Below are 21,315 nucleotides of genomic sequence, written 5' to 3'. Positions count from 1 at the left end.
AGAGGCCCTCTAACGGAATATCAAATCGAAATTTGCCATAAGCAAGGATGGTATCGCTGATCATGAACAATATAGCGCCTGTTGCGGCAGACCGTGAGGAACTTGTGGCAAGGGTTTGTGCTCGCGCAATCGCCTGCGCCGCCATCAACGCCAGAACGAGCGCATAAACGGCGACCGGAATACTGACAGCAATCTTTCTACTTGCCCTGCTTGCGAGTGCACTTCGCGTTGCACACGAAATACCGGACCACCAAAAGCACGAAAATCAAATGGTATCATATTTACATGCATCTGTAACAGGTAGCGCAGATGTGTTGAAATAAATCGGGAATTGGGCGTCGAACAGGTGGCAGCCATCCGACACATACTGGCTGCTCATCCGGATGCCATCAAATTCACCGACCCGGAATTGCAATTTTTAAACTGGTTGGCAAAAATTTGACTGTCGACTTTGGCTATAGCGCGTGAATTGATTCGCGATACCTTGAGCAAGGAAGCAAAAGATGAAGATAGCAGTGGGAGGTTGCCCAATTAACTTATGTGTCGCCGAATGCCGGACCGATCATACCGAATGAAATAGATAATATGCCAAGTTGGACAGCTCCTTGGAATATTTCTTGGGGACTCCCACAATAAGCGGGGCCACAGAAGGCGAAAACAAGAGGTATCCTTATGAAGAAAGCACTTAAATTATTGATGCTGCTCAAGGTGCTGAGTGGGAAAATCACGGACTGTGCAACGAAATGGTGAATTCACTGAATTGCCAGGCTATTTTCCTGATACGCCTGCGATAGAGGGCAGCCGACACTGTAGATTCTTCAAGGCGTCGTTCGAACAAATCCATTTACTTCGGCTTTCCATATCAGGGGAACGATATGGATCTGGATTTTATGCCGAGTTTATCATTCCCGGAGAAGGCACATTCGCCCCCATCGAACACTATTTGACTACTATATCAATGTTCAGCCCGCTTCAAATAGCTGCATCGACGGGGTTAGAGAGGACAGATGCCTTCTTTTCAAATTCGCATAGCAGACGAGCAGGACACGCACGCAATAGTGCGTCTGCTTAAACAGATCGGCTCGGTGGTCGCTACGACCACTGATGCAGAAATGGGCGATGAAGAATTGCTGCAGATTGTTCGCGACTGCACGACCTTTCTGATCGAGGAGGATGGTCAGATCGTCGGTATGAATGCCGTCAGGATTGTTGACGTATCAGGTCGAAAGGACGCACGCTTTCGCAAATTCGCCTTCATCATGGCCATTGGCGTGGATGAAGCGAAGCGGCGACAGAGCCATGGCACGGCGCTTGTGAACCACATGCTGGGATGGTTGCCTCAACGGGGCGTTGACATGGTTTGCCTGAACGTCTCGGCTCAAAATGTCGCCGCACAGTCGTTCTACCAACGCATGGGTTTCGGAACGACATCCGTGCAGATGTCCCGTCTGGTATCGGAAATACGAGAACGATTGAGTTTGCCCTCATGCGGCAACTTCTGCAGTGGCTGGCATCCACCAGTCGTTCTCCGGCCGTAGTGAACCTGAGCCTACGGGAAACGCTGAAGATAGATACCGCTGAATTTTCCATCCGCCGCCAAGGCAAATCCCCATTCCATGGTGCCGTTTTCGAAGCGCACATCATGGACATCCCCGCCACCCGGTCCCACACCTTTGAAGGACACACTCTTCAAAAGGCCGATCTTCTCCAGATCGGCCTTGATCATCGCGGACTGCTCACGAGCAAGGGCTGCCAGAGGCGGTTTCATTCGCTCGAAATCCGGCTCTCCCCGCTGGTGCTCTGCGATAATGCGCCGGAGCAGAGCTTCGCTGTCCGGCAGCGGCGTTTTGTGCTTGATCCGGTCGGCCATTGCATCCTCAATGGTCTTGACGACGCTTCCATCGACACGGGAGGCTGGAAGATCATATCCATTCTGATGCAGCACAAGTCCAGAGACGGCACCTTTTGCGCCACGGACGAACGTGATCTGAGCCGCAACCGCCTTGTAGAAGAAGCGATCGGTTTCCTCCGGAAAGATTTCCAGCTCCGGCTGGCCAGTTATCCGGGTAAATAGACGGCCTTCCTTCTCGGAAACGACGTATCCCATCCCGTCCAACAGGTAGTTACCCGCAATCGAATCCGGCTCGATCCCAGGCAATTACCACTGATGTCTCCAATAATAGACGGGCCGAGAATCAGACCGGTTCTGGATCGCCCCGGTGCGTCGAGAACTTGCGTTTCAATCAGCAGCATTGTTTATTACGAGACATGAGGGAGGGCTTTTGTGATGAAACTGATGAAGTTCCTTGCAATCAGCGTGATATCAATCACTGCTTCAGGTTGCGGCGTAAGCCAGGGCACCTACAACTCCGGAAGAGAAATGTTGCGAGGCAGTCCCGCTGTAAGATCGCAATTTGTCAGCAACTGTGTCGGAACAATCAGCAGAAAGCCCGTGACCACAAGACAGGCACTGGCAAAAGTCATGAATACTTCTCTACGCAGTGTCCCAAGCGTCTACTGCAGGCGGATGACCCAAGGTGTTGCATCGGGAAGAATCTCACATTCTGATCTAAACGCCGGTGCGCGAGGCCAGGTGACACCAAAAGTCATTCGTGTATTGCAAGGCCGTTAATCAACAAAATCAGCAACCCCGGGGAAGACTGACTTTTGTTTTTGGTGAAGCCACTATCTTGACAGCCGGTTCTCGTCGTCAATCAGACGAAGGCGGGAACGAGCTGTTTTATTCCATCTCCAGAGCACGAGATTGAAATCGTCCTCTGGAGCGCCAGGAGCAAAGCTTCGCACGAGAAGTCCTTGATAATCGGGGTTTTGTTGCAAGAATTCGGGCGGCGCGGAGTGCGCCTTGACTCTGGAGGCAATTATGCTGCGAGCTCCGCGAATTGCCGCCTGAGCGTGAGGGTCTTTGTTGAAGCAAACGGTCCCTGCTGCTTGCGCATCATGTGAACCAGCTCGATACCGCCGAGTGTGACGTTAGCTGTGGCTTCAGACTTGAAGCCAGGCATGGCTCGGATGCGCCCTCAAAGCGTTATCGGTTACTCCGCTGCCAGACTACGTGGTTGGGGAACGTAGTTGAGAATAGGACCGAGCCAGCGTTCCACATCTTCTACCGGCATGGATTTACGCTCGGAATAATCCTCGACCTGATCGCGTTCTACCTTGGCGACACCGAAATAATAGGATTCCGGATGCGCCAGATAGATACCCGACACGGATGAGCCGGGCCACATGGCATAGCTCTCCGTCAGCCGGACATTGATCTTTGCCTCGGCGTCAAGAATACGGAACAGGGTTTCCTTTTCCGTATGGTCCGGCTGGGCCGGATAGCCGGGAGCAGGACGAATACCTCTATATGGTTCACCAATAAGGTCTTCAGGTGCGAGCTGCTCGTCCGGCGCATACCCCCAATATTCCTTGCGAACGCGTTCATGCATCAACTCGGCAAAGGCTTCGGCAAAACGGTCGGCCAGTGCTTTGACGAGAATTGAGGAATAGTCATCATTGGCACGCTCGAAACGCTCGGCAATAGAGATTTCCTCGATACCGGCGGTAACGACAAACGCACCGATATAATCCTGCCTGCCGCTATCGAGCGGAGCCACAAAATCGCTCAATGCGACGTTCGGACGGCCGTCGCGCTTCGAGAGTTGCTGGCGCAGTGTGTAGAACGTGGCGAGATCTTCATTCCGGTCCTCGCCCGTGAAGACGCGAATGTCGTCGCCTTCCGCACCGGCAGGCCACAGGCCGATAACCGCCTTCGGATTGAACCATTTTTCGGCGATGATTTTTTTCAGCATTGCCTGCGCATCATCGAACAATTGCCGCGCCGCCGCGCCCTGCTTTTCGTCCTCAAGAATAGCCGGATAACGCCCCTTCAGCTCCCATGTCTGGAAGAAGGGTGTCCAGTCAATATAGTTGGCAAGTTCCTGAAGATCATAGTTCTCGAAAGTCCGCGTGCCGATGAAAGTCGGCTTTGGCGGCGTGTAGGCCGACCAATCGATCTTGTGGGAATTGGCACGGGCTTTCGCCAATGGCAGCCGCTGTTTGTCAGCTTCATTGCGTGCGTGAGCGTCTGCAACCCTGGCGTATTCGGCACGGATGGTATCGATGTAACCCGGTTTGATATCTTTCGACAGAAGATTGGAGACAACACCGACAGCACGGCTGGCATCGGTCACATAAATTGTCTGCCCCTGATGATAGCGCGGATTGATCTTCACAGCCGTATGCACACGGCTTGTCGTTGCACCACCAATCAATAGCGGGATATCAAAGCCTTCGCGCTCCATCTCGGAAGCAACATGCACCATCTCGTCAAGCGATGGCGTGATGAGACCGGACAGGCCGATAATATCGACATTCTGTTCGCGTGCGGTCTGCAAAATCCTGGTTGCCGGAACCATGACGCCCAGATCGATAATCTCGTAATTGTTGCAGGCAAGGACGACACCGACAATATTCTTGCCGATATCATGCACGTCGCCTTTTACAGTTGCCATCAGAACCTTACCGGCGCTTTCACGCTCGCCGGTGCCGCCATTGGCCAGCTTCTCCGCCTCCATGTGAGGCAGGAGCAAGGCCACGGCCTGTTTCATCACACGCGCAGATTTCACCACCTGAGGCAAAAACATTTTGCCGGCGCCGAAAAGATCGCCGACAACGTTCATACCTGCCATCAATGGGCCTTCAATGACATGCAAAGGCCGCGCGGACTCAAGGCGGGCTTCCTCGGTGTCGACATCGATGAACTCGGTGATACCGTTGACCAGGGCATGTTCTATCCGTTTGCCCACAGTCCACTCGCGCCATGCAAGATCACGCTCGCGGGCTTCCTTGCCTGCCGAGCCCTTGTAGCGCTCGGCAAGATCAAGCAGGCGCTCCGTTCCATCGTCGCGCCGGTTGAGCACGACGTCTTCGCAAGCCTCACGCAGTTCGGGATCAATCGATTCATAGACCGCCAGCTGGCCTGCATTGACGATACCCATATCCATGCCAACCTGAATGGCGTGATAGAGGAAGACAGCATGCATGGCCTCGCGCACGGGTTCATTGCCGCGGAACGAGAATGAAAGATTGGAAATACCGCCCGAGATATGCACATGCGGCAGGGTTTCGGTAATCTGTTTTGTCGCCTCGATGAAGGCAACGCCATAGCCATTGTGTTCTTCGATGCCGGTGGCAACAGCAAAGACGTTGGGATCAAAAACGATGTCCTCAGGCGGGAATCCTGCTTCTTTCGTCAGAAGCTCATAGGCGCGGGTGCAGATTTCCACCTTGCGCTCCAGCGTATCGGCCTGTCCTTCCATATCGAACGCCATGACCACGACAGCGGCACCATAGGCACGCACTCTCTTGGCATAGTACAGGAATGCCTCTTCGCCTTCCTTCATGGAGATCGAATTGACGAGCGGCTTGCCCTGAACACATTTCAGGCCTGCTTCGATGACATCCCACTTCGATGAATCGATCATCACCGGGACGCGAGCGATATCCGGTTCGGCGGCGATGAGATTCAGGAACTCGATCATCGCTTTTTCGCTATCGATCAAGCCTTCATCCATATTGATGTCGATGATCTGTGCACCATTGGCCACCTGATCACGGGCAACATCCAGCGCTGTTGCGTAATCACCGGCAGTGATGAGCTTGCGGAACTTGGCCGAGCCGGTGATGTTTGTGCGTTCGCCGACATTCACAAACGGAATGTCTTTGGTCAGTGTGAAGGGTTCCAGACCCGACAGGCGCATGTGGACTGCGATATCCGGCACCACACGCGGCGGATACTTGCCCACAGCCTCTGCAATGGCCCTGATGTGTTCGGGCGTCGAGCCGCAACAGCCGCCAACAATATTGAGAAGACCCTCGCTGGCAAAGCCTTCAAGCTGAGCCGCCATTGCTTCCGGGCTCTCATCATACTGGCCGAACTCGTTGGGAAGACCCGCATTCGGATAGGCGCAGACGAAGGTGTCGGCGACATTAGAGATTTCGGCCAGATGCGCGCGCATGGCATTTGCGCCGAGGGCGCAGTTCAGGCCAATCGTAAACGGCTGGGCATGGCGCACCGAGTTCCAGAAAGCAGTCGGCGTCTGACCGGAAAGCGTACGTCCCGACAGATCGGTGATCGTGCCGGAAATCATGACCGGCAGGACTATGCCCTTTTCTTCAAAGACCTCGTTGGTGGCAAAGATCGCGGCCTTGGCATTGAGCGTATCGAAGATTGTTTCGATGAGGATGATATCCGCACCGCCATCGATAAGGCCACGGACCTGATCAGCATAGGCAATGCGCAGGTCGTCAAAGGTTACAGCCCGATAGCCGGGATTGTTGACGTCCGGCGACATGGAGGCTGTACGGTTTGTCGGACCAAGCGCCCCGGCGACGAAGCGCCTGCGCCCGTCCTTTTGCTCGGCCTTTAAAGCTGCGCGCCGGGCAAGCCGCGCACCGTCCCGGTTCAACTCATAGACGACCTCTTCCATGCTGTAGTCAGCCTGGGCAATCGTCGTTGAGGAGAAAGTATTGGTTTCGAGGATATCGGCCCCTGCCATCGCATAGGCATAGTGGATATCTTCGATAGCCTGCGGCTGTGTCAGGATCAGCAGGTCGTTGTTACCCTGCAGGTGACAAGAGCAATCGCCAAACCGGTCGCCACGGAAATCGTCTTCATTGAGGCCGAGCCCCTGAATCTGGGTGCCCATCGCGCCATCAAGAATCAATATGCGTTCTTTTGCAGCCTTGGTCAGGGCCGCAAAAACTTCTTTTCCATCCCGAGGAGCGCCCATGGGACCAAAAAGACTGTCAACCGCATTATTCATAACTCGATACGCCTCAAAACCAGTATTTGGGTGAGGCTCAGGATCACATAAAGATATGTTTATGTCAACAAATCAATTCCGCATGCGGCATGATGTGTCGCAGTTGGATTGGGGTATTTTATACCCCTCACCATGATTGGAGCGATCCCCAAGAGGATTAAATTACTGCAGATTGCGGCAGTACGAATGGCACCTGTGCGGCAGGCAGGACGCCGACTTTGAGCGCACATTCGTAGACACGTAAAATACGCTCGTCCGTGAGAACTTCACGGGGGCTCCCCACGCTGTCAACACGCCCTTGATGCATGACGACCACACGATCTGCATACATCGAAGTCAGATTGAGATCATGAAGGATTGCAATAACGCCGCCGCCCCGTTTGGCAAAGGATTGCGCGATTTCCATGATAATCAACTGGTGTTTGATATCGAGACTTGAGACCGGCTCATCCAGAAAAAGAAAGCGTGGCTGATCGTCCAGCACAGGCTCCCACACCTGACATAGAACCCGGGCGAGCTGAACCCGCTGCTGCTCGCCGCCGGAAAGTTCCTGATAGAAACGGCCACCAAAGCCGGCAAGATCGACCAGTTCCAAAGCCTCATCCGGCAGATGGTCCATATTCTTCGCCGAGCCGAGAGACCGGCCACTGGTCAATCCGAGCTTAATGATTTCGCGCACCGTGAATGGAAATGCCAATGATGTGGATTGTGGCAGGATGGCACGCATTGCAGCCATTTGCCAAAGCTTCAAATGACTGAGCGAGTGCCCATTGATGGTAATTGTCCCGGTGTAAGACAAATCGCCGGAAAGAGCACGCATGAGCGTTGTCTTGCCGGAACCGTTAGGCCCAACGATAACAGTGATCTCTCCCGCCAAGGCATCGAAACGGGCTTTGTGCACGATGTGGGCCTTACCCAGATGGACGTTGAGGTCTGAGATATGGATCATTGTCATAGGTCCAGAATGCCGCGCTTGCGTAGCAATATCCACAGGAACACCGGGGCACCGACGGCAGCAGTAACAATGCCTATCGGCAGTTCTGCGGGAGCAACGATTGTGCGACTGACCGCATCGGCAAGCAGCAGAAGGCTTGCCCCAAGCAGTGCAGATGCGGGAAGCAGATAACGATGATCCGGCCCGATGACCAGCCGCAGCAAATGGGGAACGACCACGCCGACAAAGCCGATGACGCCGCTGACGGCGACCGAAGCGCCTGTCGCCGCCGCTACAGCCACGATTGCAATCATCTTGAAGCGTTGCACCGGAATACCGAGATGGCTGGCGGTGGCTTCACCCAAGGCGAGCCCATTCAATCCGCGTGCCAGAAACGGTGAAACGAGCAGTGCCACCACGATGAACGGGCTTGTTGCCACGATCTTCATCCAGCTGGCACCGGCCAATGAGCCCAGGAGCCAGAATGTCAGATCGCGGAGCTGACGGTCGTCCGCAATATAGGTAAGAACCCCCATGTAAGCGGTTGCCATGGCACCAAGCGCGATACCTGCCAGAAGCATGGTGGCGATGGAGGTTTGTCCGCGCCGGGTGGCGACAGAGTAAAGAATGAATGTGAAGGCCAGCGCACTGAGAAAAGCCGCCATGGGTAAAGCATAGACGCCCAAACGCATGATCACGGGAGCGAGCAGAGTATTGCCGAGCACGATCACGCTCAACGCTCCAAGCCCTGCGCCCGAAGACACACCAACGATGCCGGGATCAGCCAAAGGGTTGCGGAAGAGCCCTTGCATGACCGCACCGGACACGGCGAGCGAAGCCCCTATCAAAGCACCGAGAATGACGCGCGGAAGGCGAATGTCATAGATGATGATGCTGTCACGTACGGACAAAGCATCGGCGGGACTTGCCGCGTTGTGCAGGAGCGAACCAATGACCGAAATCACCGATGCATCGGATGCACCTGATGCGAGGCTGAACAGGAAAGTTGCAATGAAAGCCAGACTGAGAAATGCAATTACAATCTTGGCCAGAAACGACCGGTCGCCATCGGCTCGACCTTTTCCGCTGACCCGTTTCGCATACGGGGCAGTTGGTTTCATGAGAATGGCCTCGCTCATTATTGGGTTACTTTATCGCCATAGAGCCGCTTGGACAGATCGCGAACCGCACTTGCTGTCCTTGGCCCGAACCCAAGCAGATATTGCCCGCCCATACGGATGATTGCCTTGTTCTCACCTGCCGGTGTTGCGGCAATCGCCTTGTTGGCAAGGAGTTCATTATCGACCGTCGCGTGATTGTCGCCACGATCCATTACCAGGATAACATCGGGTTTTGCCAGTAGGATGCTTTCGTCGCTCAAAGCCTTGTAGCCGGTGAAGCCTTCGACAGCATTGTCCGCACCGGCAAGTTTGATAATGCCGTTTGCAGCCGACTGGCCACCCGCTGCCAGGATCTTTCCGCCTTGAATGCTGAGCACGAACAGGACCCGCTTGCGGGTTTTGATATCTTTGGTTTCGGCTTGCGCGGCGGCAAGGTCAGCTTCAACATCGTCCGCGAGCTTTTTGGCCTTGTCCTCTACGCTAAGGGCTTTACCCACGATCCTGATTTTCTCGGAAACGCTTGTGGCCGTGTAGTTTTCAGGCACAAAGACGAAAGGCACGCTGGCCTTTTTCAGAAGATCGATAGCTTGATCCGGTCCACTGCCCTCGACGGCGATAATCGCTGTCGGATTGATCGACAGAACACCTTCAGGAGAAATAGCCCGCATATACCCCACGTCAGGAAGCGCAAAGGCTTCCTTGGGATATACGCTGGTTGTATCGCGTCCCACGAGGCGGCTTTGTTCTCCGAGTGCGAAGATAATCTCGGTAATCGAACCGCCAATGGATACCACCCGGCTGGTATCGCGCAGAGGCCCGGTAACCTCCTCTGCGGTTGCATGGCCGGAAAGAGCCAGAATTCCGAAAATTCCGGCCAAGGCTGTAAGCTTGAAAGACTTGATCATTTTATGCGGCCGCGCGCATCAAACGGGGCAGGCTCTCTACGAGATTTCGCCAGTCTTCGCGCTCGTGATTGCCTTCGTGACGCTTGCCAAAGAACTGGATGATCATGTCGCCTTCCGTTCCGTAAGCCTCAAGAGAAGTCACATGCCCGTCCTTGGTAGGTTTGCGCACTGCCCAGAGTTCGGCAATGCGGTCTGTCCGAAGATGCATGTGGAAGGTCTCGTCCAGGATATTGATCCAAGGGCCCATAGGCTTGATGTTTTCGATCGGCCCGGAATGAATCTGGATACAACCGCGATTGCCGACAAAGCACATGATGGGAAGTCGTTCCTGTGCAGCATGGTGCATCATGGCAACGAGCGCATCATTGTCCAGTTGCCAGGCATAGTCCTGCCCGATGACCTGAACGGCCTGATGACGGGTCATTTCCAGAGAATTGAGGATGCCGAAAAACTCATGGACATCCTTCATCTGAGTCCAGCGATCGCGGAGACTCGATGTATCAAGCTCCTCCAGTTCACGCTTCTTCTGTTCGGGCTTTGGAAGCTCCGTGGTTTCGATTGACTGGGACTGGTCGTCCAGCTTCAGCTTTGAAACCAGCGCCGCATACGCTTCCAGATTGGAAGATGGACGCAGGTGAATTTTGTGGATCGCTTCGCCCGCAGCATCGAAAAATTGCAAGCTGCGCCGGATGGCATCGCCATCTTCTTTTTCCACGGCAAAACCATGTTTCCATGAGTTGGGGAACAAGCGGAGGTCGATCTGCTCGCCGAGCATCATTGAGGCATGCTTGCCAACGATGGGCTTGTCATAAACGCCGATCTTTTCGTGAACCGCGCTCTCATTGCGCGTAAGTGCCATGACTTCGCCAAGTGCTTCGATTTCAGTCAGGAAAGTCTCGATGCGCGGCGAGATGCGCGTGGCGCTAATGCCGCAATATGCAGCGACAAAATCAGCCTCGGAGATTTCCAGTTGTTGCGCGAGATCACGCTCACGCATTTTGGGATTGTCCAGTCTTGCCTGGCGGATCGCTTCAGGTGTTATTCTAACAGTCATCACTTCAGAAACCTTCTGTATCAAATCATTTATTCAGTATGAGTTTGCCTTGGCGCGTGATTTTCAAACGGTAGAGAGACCCGGCATGTTCAATGCCAACCTCACTTGATCCGTCAAATAAAATATCACTGCCAAACACTCGAATATCTGACTGTATGGGTCGGCGATAGTCTGCTCGGATTGGTGTCACGTTGGGAAGGCGAACCTGCAGATCGATGATTTGGCGTCGCGACATGGCAATGGCCTTTTCGTGCCTTTCTCAAAGGGTATCGGATATTCCAGTACCCCCTCATTTAAACTTGACTACAAGTATCATCTTTATTACTCAAAAGAAAGGAGAGTCAATGACTCCTGTTTCAAAATTGACAAAACTGTGATCAAGAAAACGGGTGCCATGGTGGGAATAACAGAGGGTAAATTCATGAACTTCATAGCACGCCATTCCGTTGGCTTGATCGCCGCAACTGCACTGCTGATTCTTGCCGCGGTAGACATTGCGCCCGCGCAGGAAGCTGCCTCTCCGCCGGCACTGACGCTGGAGTTGAATGCATTGCAGCCTTCGGAAAAGGGATGCCGCCTGACCTTCGTTGTGACGAATAATCTTGGTGCCGCCTTGGACAAGGTTGGCTTTGAGGTTGCATTGTTCAATCAGGCGCAGGTTGTCGACCGGATTACCTTGCTGGACTTCAAAGAACTGCCGCAGGGAAAGACAAAGGTGCGCCGTTTTGATCTCGGTGAACTCGATTGCACAAAGGTTACACGCGTTCTTGTGAACGATTCGACCGAGTGCGCCGGCGCTGGCGTTGATACCAAGGCGTGTATTCGACAACTTAATCCGATAACAAAGTCTGGTATCCAGTTCGGAAGCTGATCCAAAAAAGAAGGGCCCTTTGCGGGCCCTTCGAATTTCTGATTCAGACTGGATCAGAACGGCGAATCCGGGAAGTAGAATTCAGCCGCATTGTCCTTGGTGACAAGTGTTGCATCAAGGATATAGCTGCCACGTACCGGAACCTGATCGTAGAAGTTGGCTACTGTCAGTTCCATGGCTGTAGCGATCATTGATGGCGGATAGAGCACATTGATCGGTGTCATTGCATCGCCGTCTGCAACGCGCTTGATCATGTCCTTCATTCCTGCGCCGCCTATAACCAGCTTGATATCGGTACGCTTTGCCTGGCTGATGGCTTCCAGAACACCAACAGCCATATCGTCATCCTGACACCATACCGCATCGATCTTCGGGAACTTGGTCAGGTAGTCCTGCATGACCTTGAATGCATCATCGCGCGACCAGTTGCCGAACTGCTTGTCCAGAACCTTGATGTCGCTGCCGGCAATCGCATCGTCGAAGCCTTTTTGACGCTCTTCATCAATGACAATTGGCAGGCCGCGAATAACCACAACGTCGCCGGTCTTCAGCGCATCCTTTAGATATGTACCTGCAACGCGGCCGAGTTCCGGATTGTTACCGGCAACATAAAGGTCCTGAACGGTCGGGTCGGACAGTGCCCGATCCACGACCGTGACGAAAATGCCCTTTTCTTTGACCTGACGAAGCGGATCGGTCAGCTCATCGGAATTGTGTGGCAGCGTTACAAGCGCATCCATGCCCTGCGTGGTCAAATCTTCCAGTGCATTGGCCTGCGAGGCACCATCGGGTGAAGTCTTTACAGTGATCTTCAGGCCCGGATGAGCCTTCTCCAGCAACTTGGCAGCACGTTCAGCGTGATAGACAACACCGCCTGTCCAGCCATGATCCGCTGCCGGAATTGAAACGGCAATATTGACCTGTTTGTCCTGAGCATAGGCGAAGGTCATTGTCGAAGCGAGAGCCGCTCCCACCAGACCCATCATGAATTTACGCATTTGTTCTCTCCCAATTTTTCGTTCGGGCCTTGATTGCGGCTCGGTGGGTGGCCCCTTTTCCCCCGCCCCGTCTCAAGGGGCAGCCTCCCGCCCCTATTCCTTTTGTGACCGCCTCCGGTCACTTCTTCTTTTGCAGTGTCCGTTGGACAAGCATTGCAATAATGATGATCGTTCCCTGAACAGCTCCAATCAGGTATTCGCTTACGATATTCGACAGCACCATGATGTTGCCGACGATCTCGAGCATGAAGGCACCGCAGATCGTGCCCCATATGCGCCCGACACCGCCACGCAGCGCAGTACCGCCGATCACCACCGCAGTGATGGCCTGCAACTCCCACAGCATACCGGTTGTGGTTGTCGCTGCCCCAAGACGCGGGATATAAACAATGACAGCAATCGCGACGCAAATGCCTTGCAGCACGTAGGTCATTGCGCGCACGCGGTTGACATGGATGCCCGAATATTTCGCAACATCTTCGTTGGAGCCCACTGCGATCACATGCCTGCCAAAGGAAGTTTTGTAGAGAATGAAGGCTGCGAGAATCCCGACAACTGCGATGATCCAGACAGGAATGGGTAGCCCGACAAACGTTCCCGTATAAACCGGCCTGAACAGCGCGCGCATCGATGTTGATTTCATGGCTATGGAACCGCCGTCGGCAAGCCAGACGGTAACAGACCGGAAGATCGCCATGGTACCCAGCGTGACGATAAAGGGTTCAATTTTTCCAATCGTTATGATTGTGCCATTCAGCAACCCGGCAAGCGCCCCAACCCCGATCGCCACAACCACGCCAACGCAAAGCATCGCCATGTCGCCGTCAATCGCAGCTGAATTCAGGAATAGCAGCATGACGCCCGCGACCAGCGCCGCCATGGAACCGACTGACAGGTCCAGACCACCGGCCGAGATGACGAACGTGGCACCGACAGCGATAATCGCAATGAAAGAGGAACGTGTCAAAACGTTCAGCAGATTGTCTATCGACAGGAAGTTCGGATTGATGAACGCGCCAAGAACGAACAACGCTGCGAGCGCAAGGAATGGCGCGACAGCTGTCTTGTCGAGATCAGCCAGTTTGCGGACGAAACCCCGCGTGTCAGTATTTGTCGTTGTATCGCTCATGCGTTCCCCGCACTGTAAAGCTCTGCTTCATTGATTTTGACGCCTGTGGCGTGGACGACGATTTCTTCTTCGGTCATCGCGTCGCCGGTTACTTCGCCGACGATGCGGGACGAGCGCATGACAAGAATGCGGTGACAGATGCCGATCAGCTCCTGCATTTCCGATGAAATGACGATGACTGATTTTCCTGCCTTAGCGAGATCGGCAATGAACTTGTAAATCTGTTCCTTGGTGCCAATGTCGATACCGCGTGTCGGCTCATCGATGATGACGATGCTCGGCTCCAGCAGCATCATCTTTGCGAGTAGCAGCTTTTGCTGATTGCCGCCGGAAAGCTGCCCGGCCAGAAGATCGCGCCGTCGCGCCCGAATGTCGAAATCGGTAATCGCTTTGTCGAGGCTATTGTCTTCGCGCTTACGCTCGATCAGCGGACCTTTGGTGAATTTGTCAAGTGTCGCCAAGGTAAGGTTGGTACGCAAATCCTGGGCCAGCAGGAGCCCCTTACCTTTGCGGTCCTCACTGAGATAGACAATCCCGGCGGCCATGCTGTCGCGCACCGTGTTGAACTTGACAGGCTTGCCATGGAACGCAATCTGGCCATGACCGGTACGAAGCCCGACAACACCTTCAAGCAGTTCTGTACGGCCAGCGCCGATCAACCCGGCAAAGCCAAGGATCTCGCCCTTCCGCAAAGAAAAGGATGCATCGCGAGCATAGCCGGGCACATCGAAATTCTTGACATCAAGCACCGTCTGATGGGCGGCGGTGTCCTCACGCTCGGGATAGAGTTTTGACATATCCCGCCCAACCATCAGTCGCGCCATATCGACTGGTTGCAATTCAGACGCGTTTCGGGTTGCAATGAGCTTGCCATCACGCAGGACCGTGATGCGGTCCGCAATGGCGGCAACTTCCGGCAAGCGATGCGAAATGTAGAGAATGGCAACACCCTTGTCGCGCAGGTCGCGGATGACCTTGAGCAGTGCATCTGTCTCAATGGGTGTGAGCGAGGCGGTCGGTTCGTCGAAAATGACAACGCGATGCGGCACCTGCAATGCACGGGCAATCTGCACGAGCTGCCGCCGGGCTATCGAGAGCCTGGCTATTTGCGTGGTGGGATCGATGTCCGCGCCAAGGCTGCGGACAGCCTCCACCGATTGCCTGTTCATTTCGCGGTCGTTGACCATCAGGCCGCGTTTCAGTTCACGTCCCATGAAGATGTTCTGGGCAACTGTCAGATCGGGCGCCAACAGGATTTCCTGATGCACCAGAACCAGCCCGCGATGCTCCGCATCGACTGGCCCTGCAAAGCTGACAGGCTCATTGTCGATAGCGACTGTACCGCGTGTCGGCTTCAGATGGCCGCTGAGCAATTTCATCAGCGTGGACTTGCCGGCACCGTTTTCGCCGATAATCGCATGGACCTCGCCCGGCATGATTGTCAGGCTGATGTCGGTCAATACTTCTACCGGGCCAAATGCCTTGGCGATGCCGCGCGCTTCGAGCACCGGCACGTTGGAGGCATTCAAGGGTTGGTTTGTCTGCATCACACCTTCGTCCAAACGCCGCCAGCCTTTGAGGACTTGACCGCAGCCTCGATGAATTCCATACCCGCCAGACCATCCTGCACAGTTGGATAGATGACATCCTTGGATAGTTTCTTGCCAGTGCGGGCAGCGAGAATTGCCTGCGCGGCCTCGGTATAGATATTGGCGAAACCTTCGAGATAGCCCTCGGGATGTCCGCCGGGAACGCGCGTGACGCGGGCTGACTCTGGCGATGCACCGACACCGCCTCGAGTCAGCAATTGCTTTGGTTTGCCGAATGGCGTGTACCAGAGATAATTGGGATCAGCCTGCGTCCACTCAAGGCCGCCCTTTGTGCCATAGATGCGAAGCTTGAGGCCGTTCTCATTGCCCGGTGCAACCTGGCTTGCCCAGATCATGCCCTTGGCACCGCCATCGAAACGCATGAGAATCTGTACGTCATCGTCGAGAACACGACCTTCGCCAAAGCTCGTCAGCTCCGCGCAAAGCTGCTTGAGTTTCAGGCCGGATACGAAACAGGCGAGATTATAGGCATGTGTGCCAATGTCGCCGATGGCACCACCAGCACCCGAGCGCTTGGGATCAACACGCCATTCAGCCTGCTTGGAGCCGGAACTTTCGGTTTTTTCCGTCATCCAGTCTTGCGGATACTCCGCCTGCACCACGCGAATGGTTCCAAGCAAACCCTTTTCCACCATTGCCCGCGCCTGCCGCATCATGGGATAGCCGGTGTAATTATGAGTGACCACGAAGAGCTTTCCGGTCTTGTTGACCAGGGAAACAAGTTCCTTCGCTTCCTTGACAGTGGTCGTCAAAGGCTTGTCGCAGATCACATGAATGCCCGCTTTCAGAAACGCCTTTGCAGCCGGTGCGTGCATATGATTTGGCGTGACTATCGAGACGGCCTCAATGCCGTCCGGGCGCTTGGCCTCAGCCTTGGCCATTTCTTCAAAAGACGTATAGGCGCGGTCATCGGCAATGCCGATCTCGCGCGCCGATGCCTTGGCACGGTCGGGGTCGGATGAAAGCGCGCCTGCGACCAGTTCAAACTGGTCGTCCATACGCAGCGCAATGCGATGCACCGCACCGATAAATGCCCCCTGCCCGCCGCCGACCATGCCGATGCGGATACGCTTGCCCGCCGACTTTTCTTTGGATGCTCCAATGGCCATTGCTTCGTCCTCTTACTTCAGGCCAAGAATACGGCGATTGGCCGCGTCGTCAGTGCCAGCCCCGGCGAAATCGTCAAATGCCCGCTCTGTAACCCGGATCAGGTGGGCGTCGATGAACTGGGCACCTTCACGGGCACCGTCCTCTGGATGCTTGAGCGCGCATTCCCATTCCAGAACTGCCCAGCCATCAAAATCGTAGGCGGTCAGTTTGGAGAAAATCGCCCCGAAATCAACCTGTCCGTCACCCAGGGAACGGAAACGACCGACGCGGTTTACCCATGACTGGAAGCCACCATAGACACCTTGCCGTCCTGTCGGATTGAATTCGGCATCCTTCACATGAAATGCCTTGATGCGCTCATGATAGATATCGATGTAGTCGAGATAATCGAGCTGCTGCAGTACGAAATGAGACGGATCGTAAAGCAGATTGGCGCGTGAGTGATTGTTGACCCGCTCCAGAAACATCTCGTAGGTGATGCCGTCATGGAGATCTTCGCCAGGATGAATCTCATAGGCAGCGTCAACGCCCTGCTCGTCAAAGTAATTGAGGATTGGCGTCCAGCGCCTTGCCAGCTCGTCAAAAGCAGCTTCAACCAGGCCTGCCGGACGCTGCGGGAATGGATAGAGAAATGGCCATGCCAGAGCGCCGGAAAATGTCGGAACGGTCTTGAGGCCAAGATGCTTTGATGCCCGGGCTGCACGCTTTAGCTGATCGACGGCCCATTCCTGCCGTGCTGCCGGGTTCCCATGGACCTCGGGCGCGGCAAAACCATCCATGAGTTCATCATAGACCGGGTGAACGGCAACAAGCTGGCCTTGCAGATGAGTGGCAAGCTCGGTGATTGTCAGCCCATGCTTTGCTGCTGTCCCCGCGATCTCATCACAATAGTCTTTGGAGTCGGAAGCCTTTTTGATATCAATGAGGCGTCCATCCCACGCCGGAATCTGAATGCCCTTATAGCCGAGCCCTGCTGCCCATCCGCACATTGCATCCAATGTGTTGAACGGAGCTGCATCACCCGCAAACTGTGCGAGGAAAATGGCTGGTCCCTTGATCGTCTTCATATGCTTCCTCCAAATACCGGTTATAGCCGTCAGGGCATGTTGTCCCTGAGAAAGATGTCGATGCGGATGTGCTCCTGTCCCGAAACAATCGGACGGCCTTCCTTCAAAGCAGTGAGGATGCGGGCCGCGCTGCGGGCCATGTGCCCGACGTCCTGATTTATGATTGCGTCGATCGTGCCACGCACAAGGTGACGGCGCGTTGAAGCGGTCAGTTCGTGCGCCACAAAAATCATGTCAGATGCGCGATTGGCCGTTTCCAGCGCAGCGATTACGCCCGCCTGCCCGCCACCGGCATTATAGATGGCGACCGTATCGGGATGATCCTGAAGCAAAGATTTTGTGATGGCTTCCACCCGGGCATTTTCGTCCCGTGCCTCGCGGACGGGAAGAACTTCCAGATTTGGGTATTCGCGTGACAGAACCTGCTCGAACCCGAACTGCCGCTCAACGTGGTCGCGCAATGCGAGTGAACCGGCAATCATGCCGACCTTGCCCTTGCGCGGTCCTACAAAGCGGCCGATCAGCGATGCAGCGGTGCGGCCGGCCGCAAAATTATCAATCCCGACATAATGGGCTCGCCGCGAATTGGGGACATCGGACACAAGCGTAAGAACGACGGCGCCACTATCGGCCAGGGCGTTGATAGCTTCGGTAACAGCAGGATGGTCCAGTGCGACGACTGCCACACCATCAATGCCCGCGGGGAGCTTTTCCAGTGCGGCAGCGAGTGCTTCGCCATCGAACGTATCGACATATTGAATGTTCAGCCGCACCCTTTCCTGCAACTGGCGTTCGCGCGTGGCACGAAACTCTGCGGCAAGAGCCTGCATGAATTCATTGTCGCCGGTCGGTAGAATGATGCGGAAGTCATAATCGCGCCCTCGCGCCAGACGGGAGGCGTGCGGGTCCGGCAGAAAGCCAAGCTGTTTAATAGCCGCATTGACGCGCTGGATGGTGCGCGCGTGCACACCTATCCTCCCGTTTACCACGCGATCAACCGTTGCGAGACTGACACCGGCTTCTCGGGCGACGTCTTCCAGCGTCATTTTCACCACGAGAATTCTCCTCCGGCTGATATACTAGTTCAGCCAAATGAGGTGTGCAACTCTTTTTGAGCTCTTTTGATGGGAAATTTGACGGGAAATCATACCGTCATTATCAAGCGACACATAGTTAGGTCGAATCTACCCCATAGTGTGCCTCAATCGACTTAACAGTGTACCGCCGCCCGTTTCCACATAGTTACAGTTGCTTGGAATTCAGCTTCAACCGCCCCAGCAAACAGCTAGATGCTTTGCCCCGTCGATCACCTGCAAGACTGAGCTCAGATGTCGCTATTCAGTCGCCACGCGTTGCAAAGTTGATCGCATCACCCACAAACTCGTGCGTCGCTCGTTGCGACACATCTGCTAGTTGCCAAGGCCTGAATTTGTCCAACGACTGAGCAGGCAAGTATTTACAACTTAAGGAGATTGCTTGGGTCTGGGGCATTCCGAAAAGGAGGTTCCAGTAAATGGGGATAGTTAGTAGCTATATGGAAATTGCCCCAGGCTTCAATGAACCGCTGTGTTTCGAAATTATCTGCGTCTAGATTGGGCGGAGCCAAACCCAATCCCGCAGGAAAAGTAAACTCTTCGGAAAGGCTTGTCTGGTTCGCCAAAAAATAACGATAAGACAAATCGTAGGCTTGCTGAAAAAATTCCTTATGTCCTGACTAATTTGCGGTTTTAATTCATCCGAGACAAAACCAATTTTTTCAATCAAATTTTCTGCATCATCCACGTATCCTTCACAGCGCTCCAACACGGCAGCGTGGTCACGCAAATCAATTTCGGAATTCTCAAGATCATCGATCACAGGGCTTACCTCATCAAACGCGATGAGACCCATCTCAAGCCTGAAGATTAACGGCTTGTCACTTTCGGAAGAATTGCTCTCAATGTAGCCCTGATTCATAGGAAATCCCCCTCATCTGCGAGCGCCATTGATGCGGATATATTTACCGAGCGCCAGCCGGAGACACCAAACCCCATGTCATCGAGATTAAAGAATATGGATGGCCGGATCGCATTGCGGATACCGTTATGACCGGAACGTGGTTCAATGGTGGTTTCGCGGAATTCCGACCACGTAGCTGACAAGTGTTGCGCGGCAGCCCCATTCCATGAGGCGAATTCTGTCGAAATTTCTTCTAGATTGTTTTGAAGGCTATCGCTCCCCTGAGACCTTTTTATGAGACGCGAAGCGCGCTTCAGAACGCTAACGCTCTTTTTGACCTTAGTTAGAAAAACTACCAGTACAGCTAAAAGAGCGCGTCCTAGCTGCTAGGCTTTTAGGACATCAACGGCGGCGACCGATTGGAGTGTTCCCATCATCGCTTGGGCGGCTCTTCTTTCGTCTTGGCGCGGGCTCGGAAACAGCGAGGTTGTCGCGGGATGCGTCGTGATGTTTCGCCTGTTCAGGCTGAGGCCTGCGTCCATTTAGGATCAAATCAAGCTCACTGGTTCGTGCTCTGGATAGACCTGCTTCGTCCGCGAACATAGGCCAGCGATCGATAGCAGATCGGGTGAGTTCAATCACGTTCAACGCTTTCTGCTCGGAAATGGAAGCGCCATTAGCGACGGCAAGCAAATGCTGCCGCCCGGGGTTCAATCCTTCCCCTGCAATCGATGTACTATGCTGTCCTCCCGGGCCTGCCGAGAAGGTCAGGTCGTATGCCGGAGAGAGTTTCCACCGCCCATCCGATGCCATCAGGAAAGAATGGTTCTTCGAATGGTCGTCTCGGTTCCGTGCATACACATTGAAAACCATGTGACCGAACATGCGCAGGACCTCGGAGCTGTCTCTTGTCATCATGTATGTCAGTTTGTGAAGCGAGACGTAGTCAAGTGATGCTTGTCGATGGTCGGCATATAGAAGACCGCTTGCAGTATGCATATGCAGTCGCCCCTGCGATGTGCGGTCAAATCTCTTGGTCGCGAAAAGACGATTTCCTTTTTTTGTCTGCAGCACCCGCGTATCAGCCATCTCCAACCCGGCTGCACGGGCCATGAGCGCATAAGCGTGCTCCTCGACCCCGATATCTATTGGGTCGTCGGAGCTGCGTGATTTAACCATCCAGCGTTCTAGACCAAGCTTCAATTGACGGCCGTAATCGGTTACAAAGGTATTCTGATCCGGGTTCAAGCCGATCATGATCTTGGGACGCGCGCCTGCGGAGCCGCCCTGCGCTCCTTGCAGTGCGTCGATCTCAGCCGTGTCCATTTCCTTCTGAACAAGCTCAACCTGCTCAACGAACCAGTCCAAGTCGCCTCCACTATGCTTGTCATCGGTGAGTTCAGGGACGAAAGCCAATGCTCCCATTCCGGAAGTTCCTACCGCAGAAAGACGGTCCAAAGCCGTAAGCGTATGGTAGTCCACCCCCGATTTTTGAAGTCGACGATCCAGCAATAGGCGTCCCCATCCATCTGGAAGGCTGTCGTTAAAAAGCCCATGCAGCCCATTGAACGGTTCATGCTGAGCTGGAAGAAGACCTGCCTTCACACCGAGATGGAACGGTGAAATTAGCAGTGGTGTGGCTATGAAATCGGCTGCGTACTCAAAGTAAGCCCGGCGTTCCTCGGTACTCCAGGCAAGCGTTCCCAAATCCCGTTGAGACCCCTCGAGATCGAGAATCACCCTCATTT

The 21,315-nt window shown here is 54.4% G+C and carries 19 protein-coding genes and 2 pseudogenes; 2 read left to right on the top strand and 19 right to left on the bottom strand.

Annotated elements, in window-relative coordinates:
- The first annotated feature begins 1,007 nt into the window (after positions 1 to 1,007).
- Entirely contained in the window at positions 1,008 to 1,538 is a 531-nt protein-coding gene (locus tag ABKW30_RS21590) for a GNAT family N-acetyltransferase (protein ID WP_348600984.1), read from the top strand.
- Positions 1,539 to 1,549: 11 nt separating this feature from the next.
- On the opposite strand, the gene ABKW30_RS21585 is transcribed toward ABKW30_RS21590, so the two are convergent.
- From ABKW30_RS21585 to hemP, 10 genes and pseudogenes are all read right to left on the bottom strand, one after another.
- Positions 1,550 to 2,158, bottom strand: a complete 609-nt coding sequence (locus ABKW30_RS21585) for a hypothetical protein (RefSeq protein WP_348600983.1) — start codon at positions 2,156 to 2,158, stop codon at positions 1,550 to 1,552.
- A gap of 203 nt (positions 2,159 to 2,361) precedes the next feature.
- Positions 2,362 to 2,484 carry a hypothetical protein gene (locus ABKW30_RS21580; protein WP_348600982.1) on the bottom strand — a complete coding sequence of 41 codons (123 nt, stop codon included), beginning with the start codon at positions 2,482 to 2,484 and terminating at the stop codon, positions 2,362 to 2,364.
- A gap of 201 nt (positions 2,485 to 2,685) precedes the next feature.
- Positions 2,686 to 2,820 (bottom strand): annotated as a pseudogene (locus tag ABKW30_RS21575) (RES domain-containing protein); the annotation flags it as partial.
- Positions 2,821 to 2,879: 59 nt separating this feature from the next.
- Positions 2,880 to 3,035, bottom strand: a pseudogene (locus ABKW30_RS21570) (IS6 family transposase); the annotation flags it as partial.
- An 18-nt stretch (positions 3,036 to 3,053) separates the two neighbouring features.
- Positions 3,054 to 6,830 (bottom strand): methionine synthase, encoded by a 3,777-nt coding sequence (gene metH / locus ABKW30_RS21565; RefSeq protein ID WP_348600981.1) that lies wholly within the window; start codon positions 6,828 to 6,830, stop codon positions 3,054 to 3,056.
- A 157-nt stretch (positions 6,831 to 6,987) separates the two neighbouring features.
- Positions 6,988 to 7,779, bottom strand: a complete 792-nt coding sequence (locus ABKW30_RS21560) for a heme ABC transporter ATP-binding protein (RefSeq protein ID WP_348600980.1) — start codon at positions 7,777 to 7,779, stop codon at positions 6,988 to 6,990.
- Between the two features lie 2 nt (positions 7,780 to 7,781).
- Complete coding sequence (locus tag ABKW30_RS21555; protein WP_348600979.1) at positions 7,782 to 8,885, bottom strand: iron ABC transporter permease; 1,104 nt, start codon at positions 8,883 to 8,885, stop codon at positions 7,782 to 7,784.
- A 17-nt stretch (positions 8,886 to 8,902) separates the two neighbouring features.
- The gene (locus ABKW30_RS21550; protein ID WP_348600978.1) at positions 8,903 to 9,790 is read right to left on the bottom strand and encodes an ABC transporter substrate-binding protein; all 888 of its coding nucleotides are present in this window, start codon (positions 9,788 to 9,790) and stop codon (positions 8,903 to 8,905) included.
- 1 nt (position 9,791) lies between these two features.
- Positions 9,792 to 10,844: a ChuX/HutX family heme-like substrate-binding protein gene (locus tag ABKW30_RS21545; RefSeq protein ID WP_348600977.1), complete on the bottom strand. Its 1,053-nt coding sequence runs from the start codon at positions 10,842 to 10,844 to the stop codon at positions 9,792 to 9,794.
- A 25-nt stretch (positions 10,845 to 10,869) separates the two neighbouring features.
- Complete coding sequence (gene hemP / locus ABKW30_RS21540) at positions 10,870 to 11,079, bottom strand: hemin uptake protein HemP (RefSeq protein ID WP_348600976.1); 210 nt, start codon at positions 11,077 to 11,079, stop codon at positions 10,870 to 10,872.
- A 186-nt stretch (positions 11,080 to 11,265) separates the two neighbouring features.
- Here hemP and ABKW30_RS21535 point away from each other — a divergent pair, with 186 nt between their 5' ends.
- Positions 11,266 to 11,715 carry a hypothetical protein gene (locus ABKW30_RS21535; RefSeq protein WP_348600975.1) on the top strand — a complete coding sequence of 150 codons (450 nt, stop codon included), beginning with the start codon at positions 11,266 to 11,268 and terminating at the stop codon, positions 11,713 to 11,715.
- 53 nt (positions 11,716 to 11,768) lie between these two features.
- On the opposite strand, the gene ABKW30_RS21530 is transcribed toward ABKW30_RS21535, so the two are convergent.
- The 9 genes from ABKW30_RS21530 to ABKW30_RS21490 form a co-directional block, all read right to left on the bottom strand.
- Positions 11,769 to 12,713, bottom strand: coding sequence for a substrate-binding domain-containing protein (locus ABKW30_RS21530; RefSeq protein ID WP_348600974.1), 945 nt, complete (start codon positions 12,711 to 12,713; stop codon positions 11,769 to 11,771).
- A gap of 118 nt (positions 12,714 to 12,831) precedes the next feature.
- On the bottom strand, positions 12,832 to 13,842 hold the full coding sequence (locus ABKW30_RS21525; protein WP_348600973.1) for an ABC transporter permease: 1,011 nt from the start codon (positions 13,840 to 13,842) through the stop codon (positions 12,832 to 12,834).
- A complete protein-coding gene (locus tag ABKW30_RS21520) occupies positions 13,839 to 15,389 on the bottom strand; it encodes a sugar ABC transporter ATP-binding protein (RefSeq protein ID WP_348601111.1) in 1,551 nt (516 codons plus the stop codon). The genes ABKW30_RS21525 and ABKW30_RS21520 overlap by 4 nt, the downstream gene beginning before the upstream one ends.
- Positions 15,389 to 16,561: a Gfo/Idh/MocA family oxidoreductase gene (locus ABKW30_RS21515; protein WP_348600972.1), complete on the bottom strand. Its 1,173-nt coding sequence runs from the start codon at positions 16,559 to 16,561 to the stop codon at positions 15,389 to 15,391. The genes ABKW30_RS21520 and ABKW30_RS21515 overlap by 1 nt, the downstream gene beginning before the upstream one ends.
- A gap of 12 nt (positions 16,562 to 16,573) precedes the next feature.
- A complete protein-coding gene (locus tag ABKW30_RS21510) occupies positions 16,574 to 17,629 on the bottom strand; it encodes a sugar phosphate isomerase/epimerase (RefSeq protein ID WP_348600971.1) in 1,056 nt (351 codons plus the stop codon).
- 29 nt (positions 17,630 to 17,658) lie between these two features.
- Entirely contained in the window at positions 17,659 to 18,675 is a 1,017-nt protein-coding gene (locus ABKW30_RS21505; protein WP_348601110.1) for a LacI family DNA-binding transcriptional regulator, read from the bottom strand.
- Between the two features lie 541 nt (positions 18,676 to 19,216).
- Positions 19,217 to 19,585 carry a hypothetical protein gene (locus tag ABKW30_RS21500; protein WP_348600970.1) on the bottom strand — a complete coding sequence of 123 codons (369 nt, stop codon included), beginning with the start codon at positions 19,583 to 19,585 and terminating at the stop codon, positions 19,217 to 19,219.
- On the bottom strand, positions 19,582 to 19,770 hold the full coding sequence (locus ABKW30_RS21495; protein WP_348600969.1) for a hypothetical protein: 189 nt from the start codon (positions 19,768 to 19,770) through the stop codon (positions 19,582 to 19,584). Before ABKW30_RS21495 ends, ABKW30_RS21500 begins: the two co-directional genes overlap by 4 nt.
- A 199-nt stretch (positions 19,771 to 19,969) precedes the next feature.
- Positions 19,970 to 21,313: a type II toxin-antitoxin system HipA family toxin gene (locus tag ABKW30_RS21490; RefSeq protein ID WP_348600968.1), complete on the bottom strand. Its 1,344-nt coding sequence runs from the start codon at positions 21,311 to 21,313 to the stop codon at positions 19,970 to 19,972.
- Positions 21,314 to 21,315 lie beyond the last annotated feature (2 nt).

This window comes from Phyllobacterium sp. SB3 (genome assembly GCF_040009165.1).
Lineage (GTDB): Bacteria > Pseudomonadota > Alphaproteobacteria > Rhizobiales > Rhizobiaceae > Phyllobacterium.
Note: the sequence above shows the minus strand (reverse complement) of the source record. Positions and strands in the feature narration are given on the sequence as shown.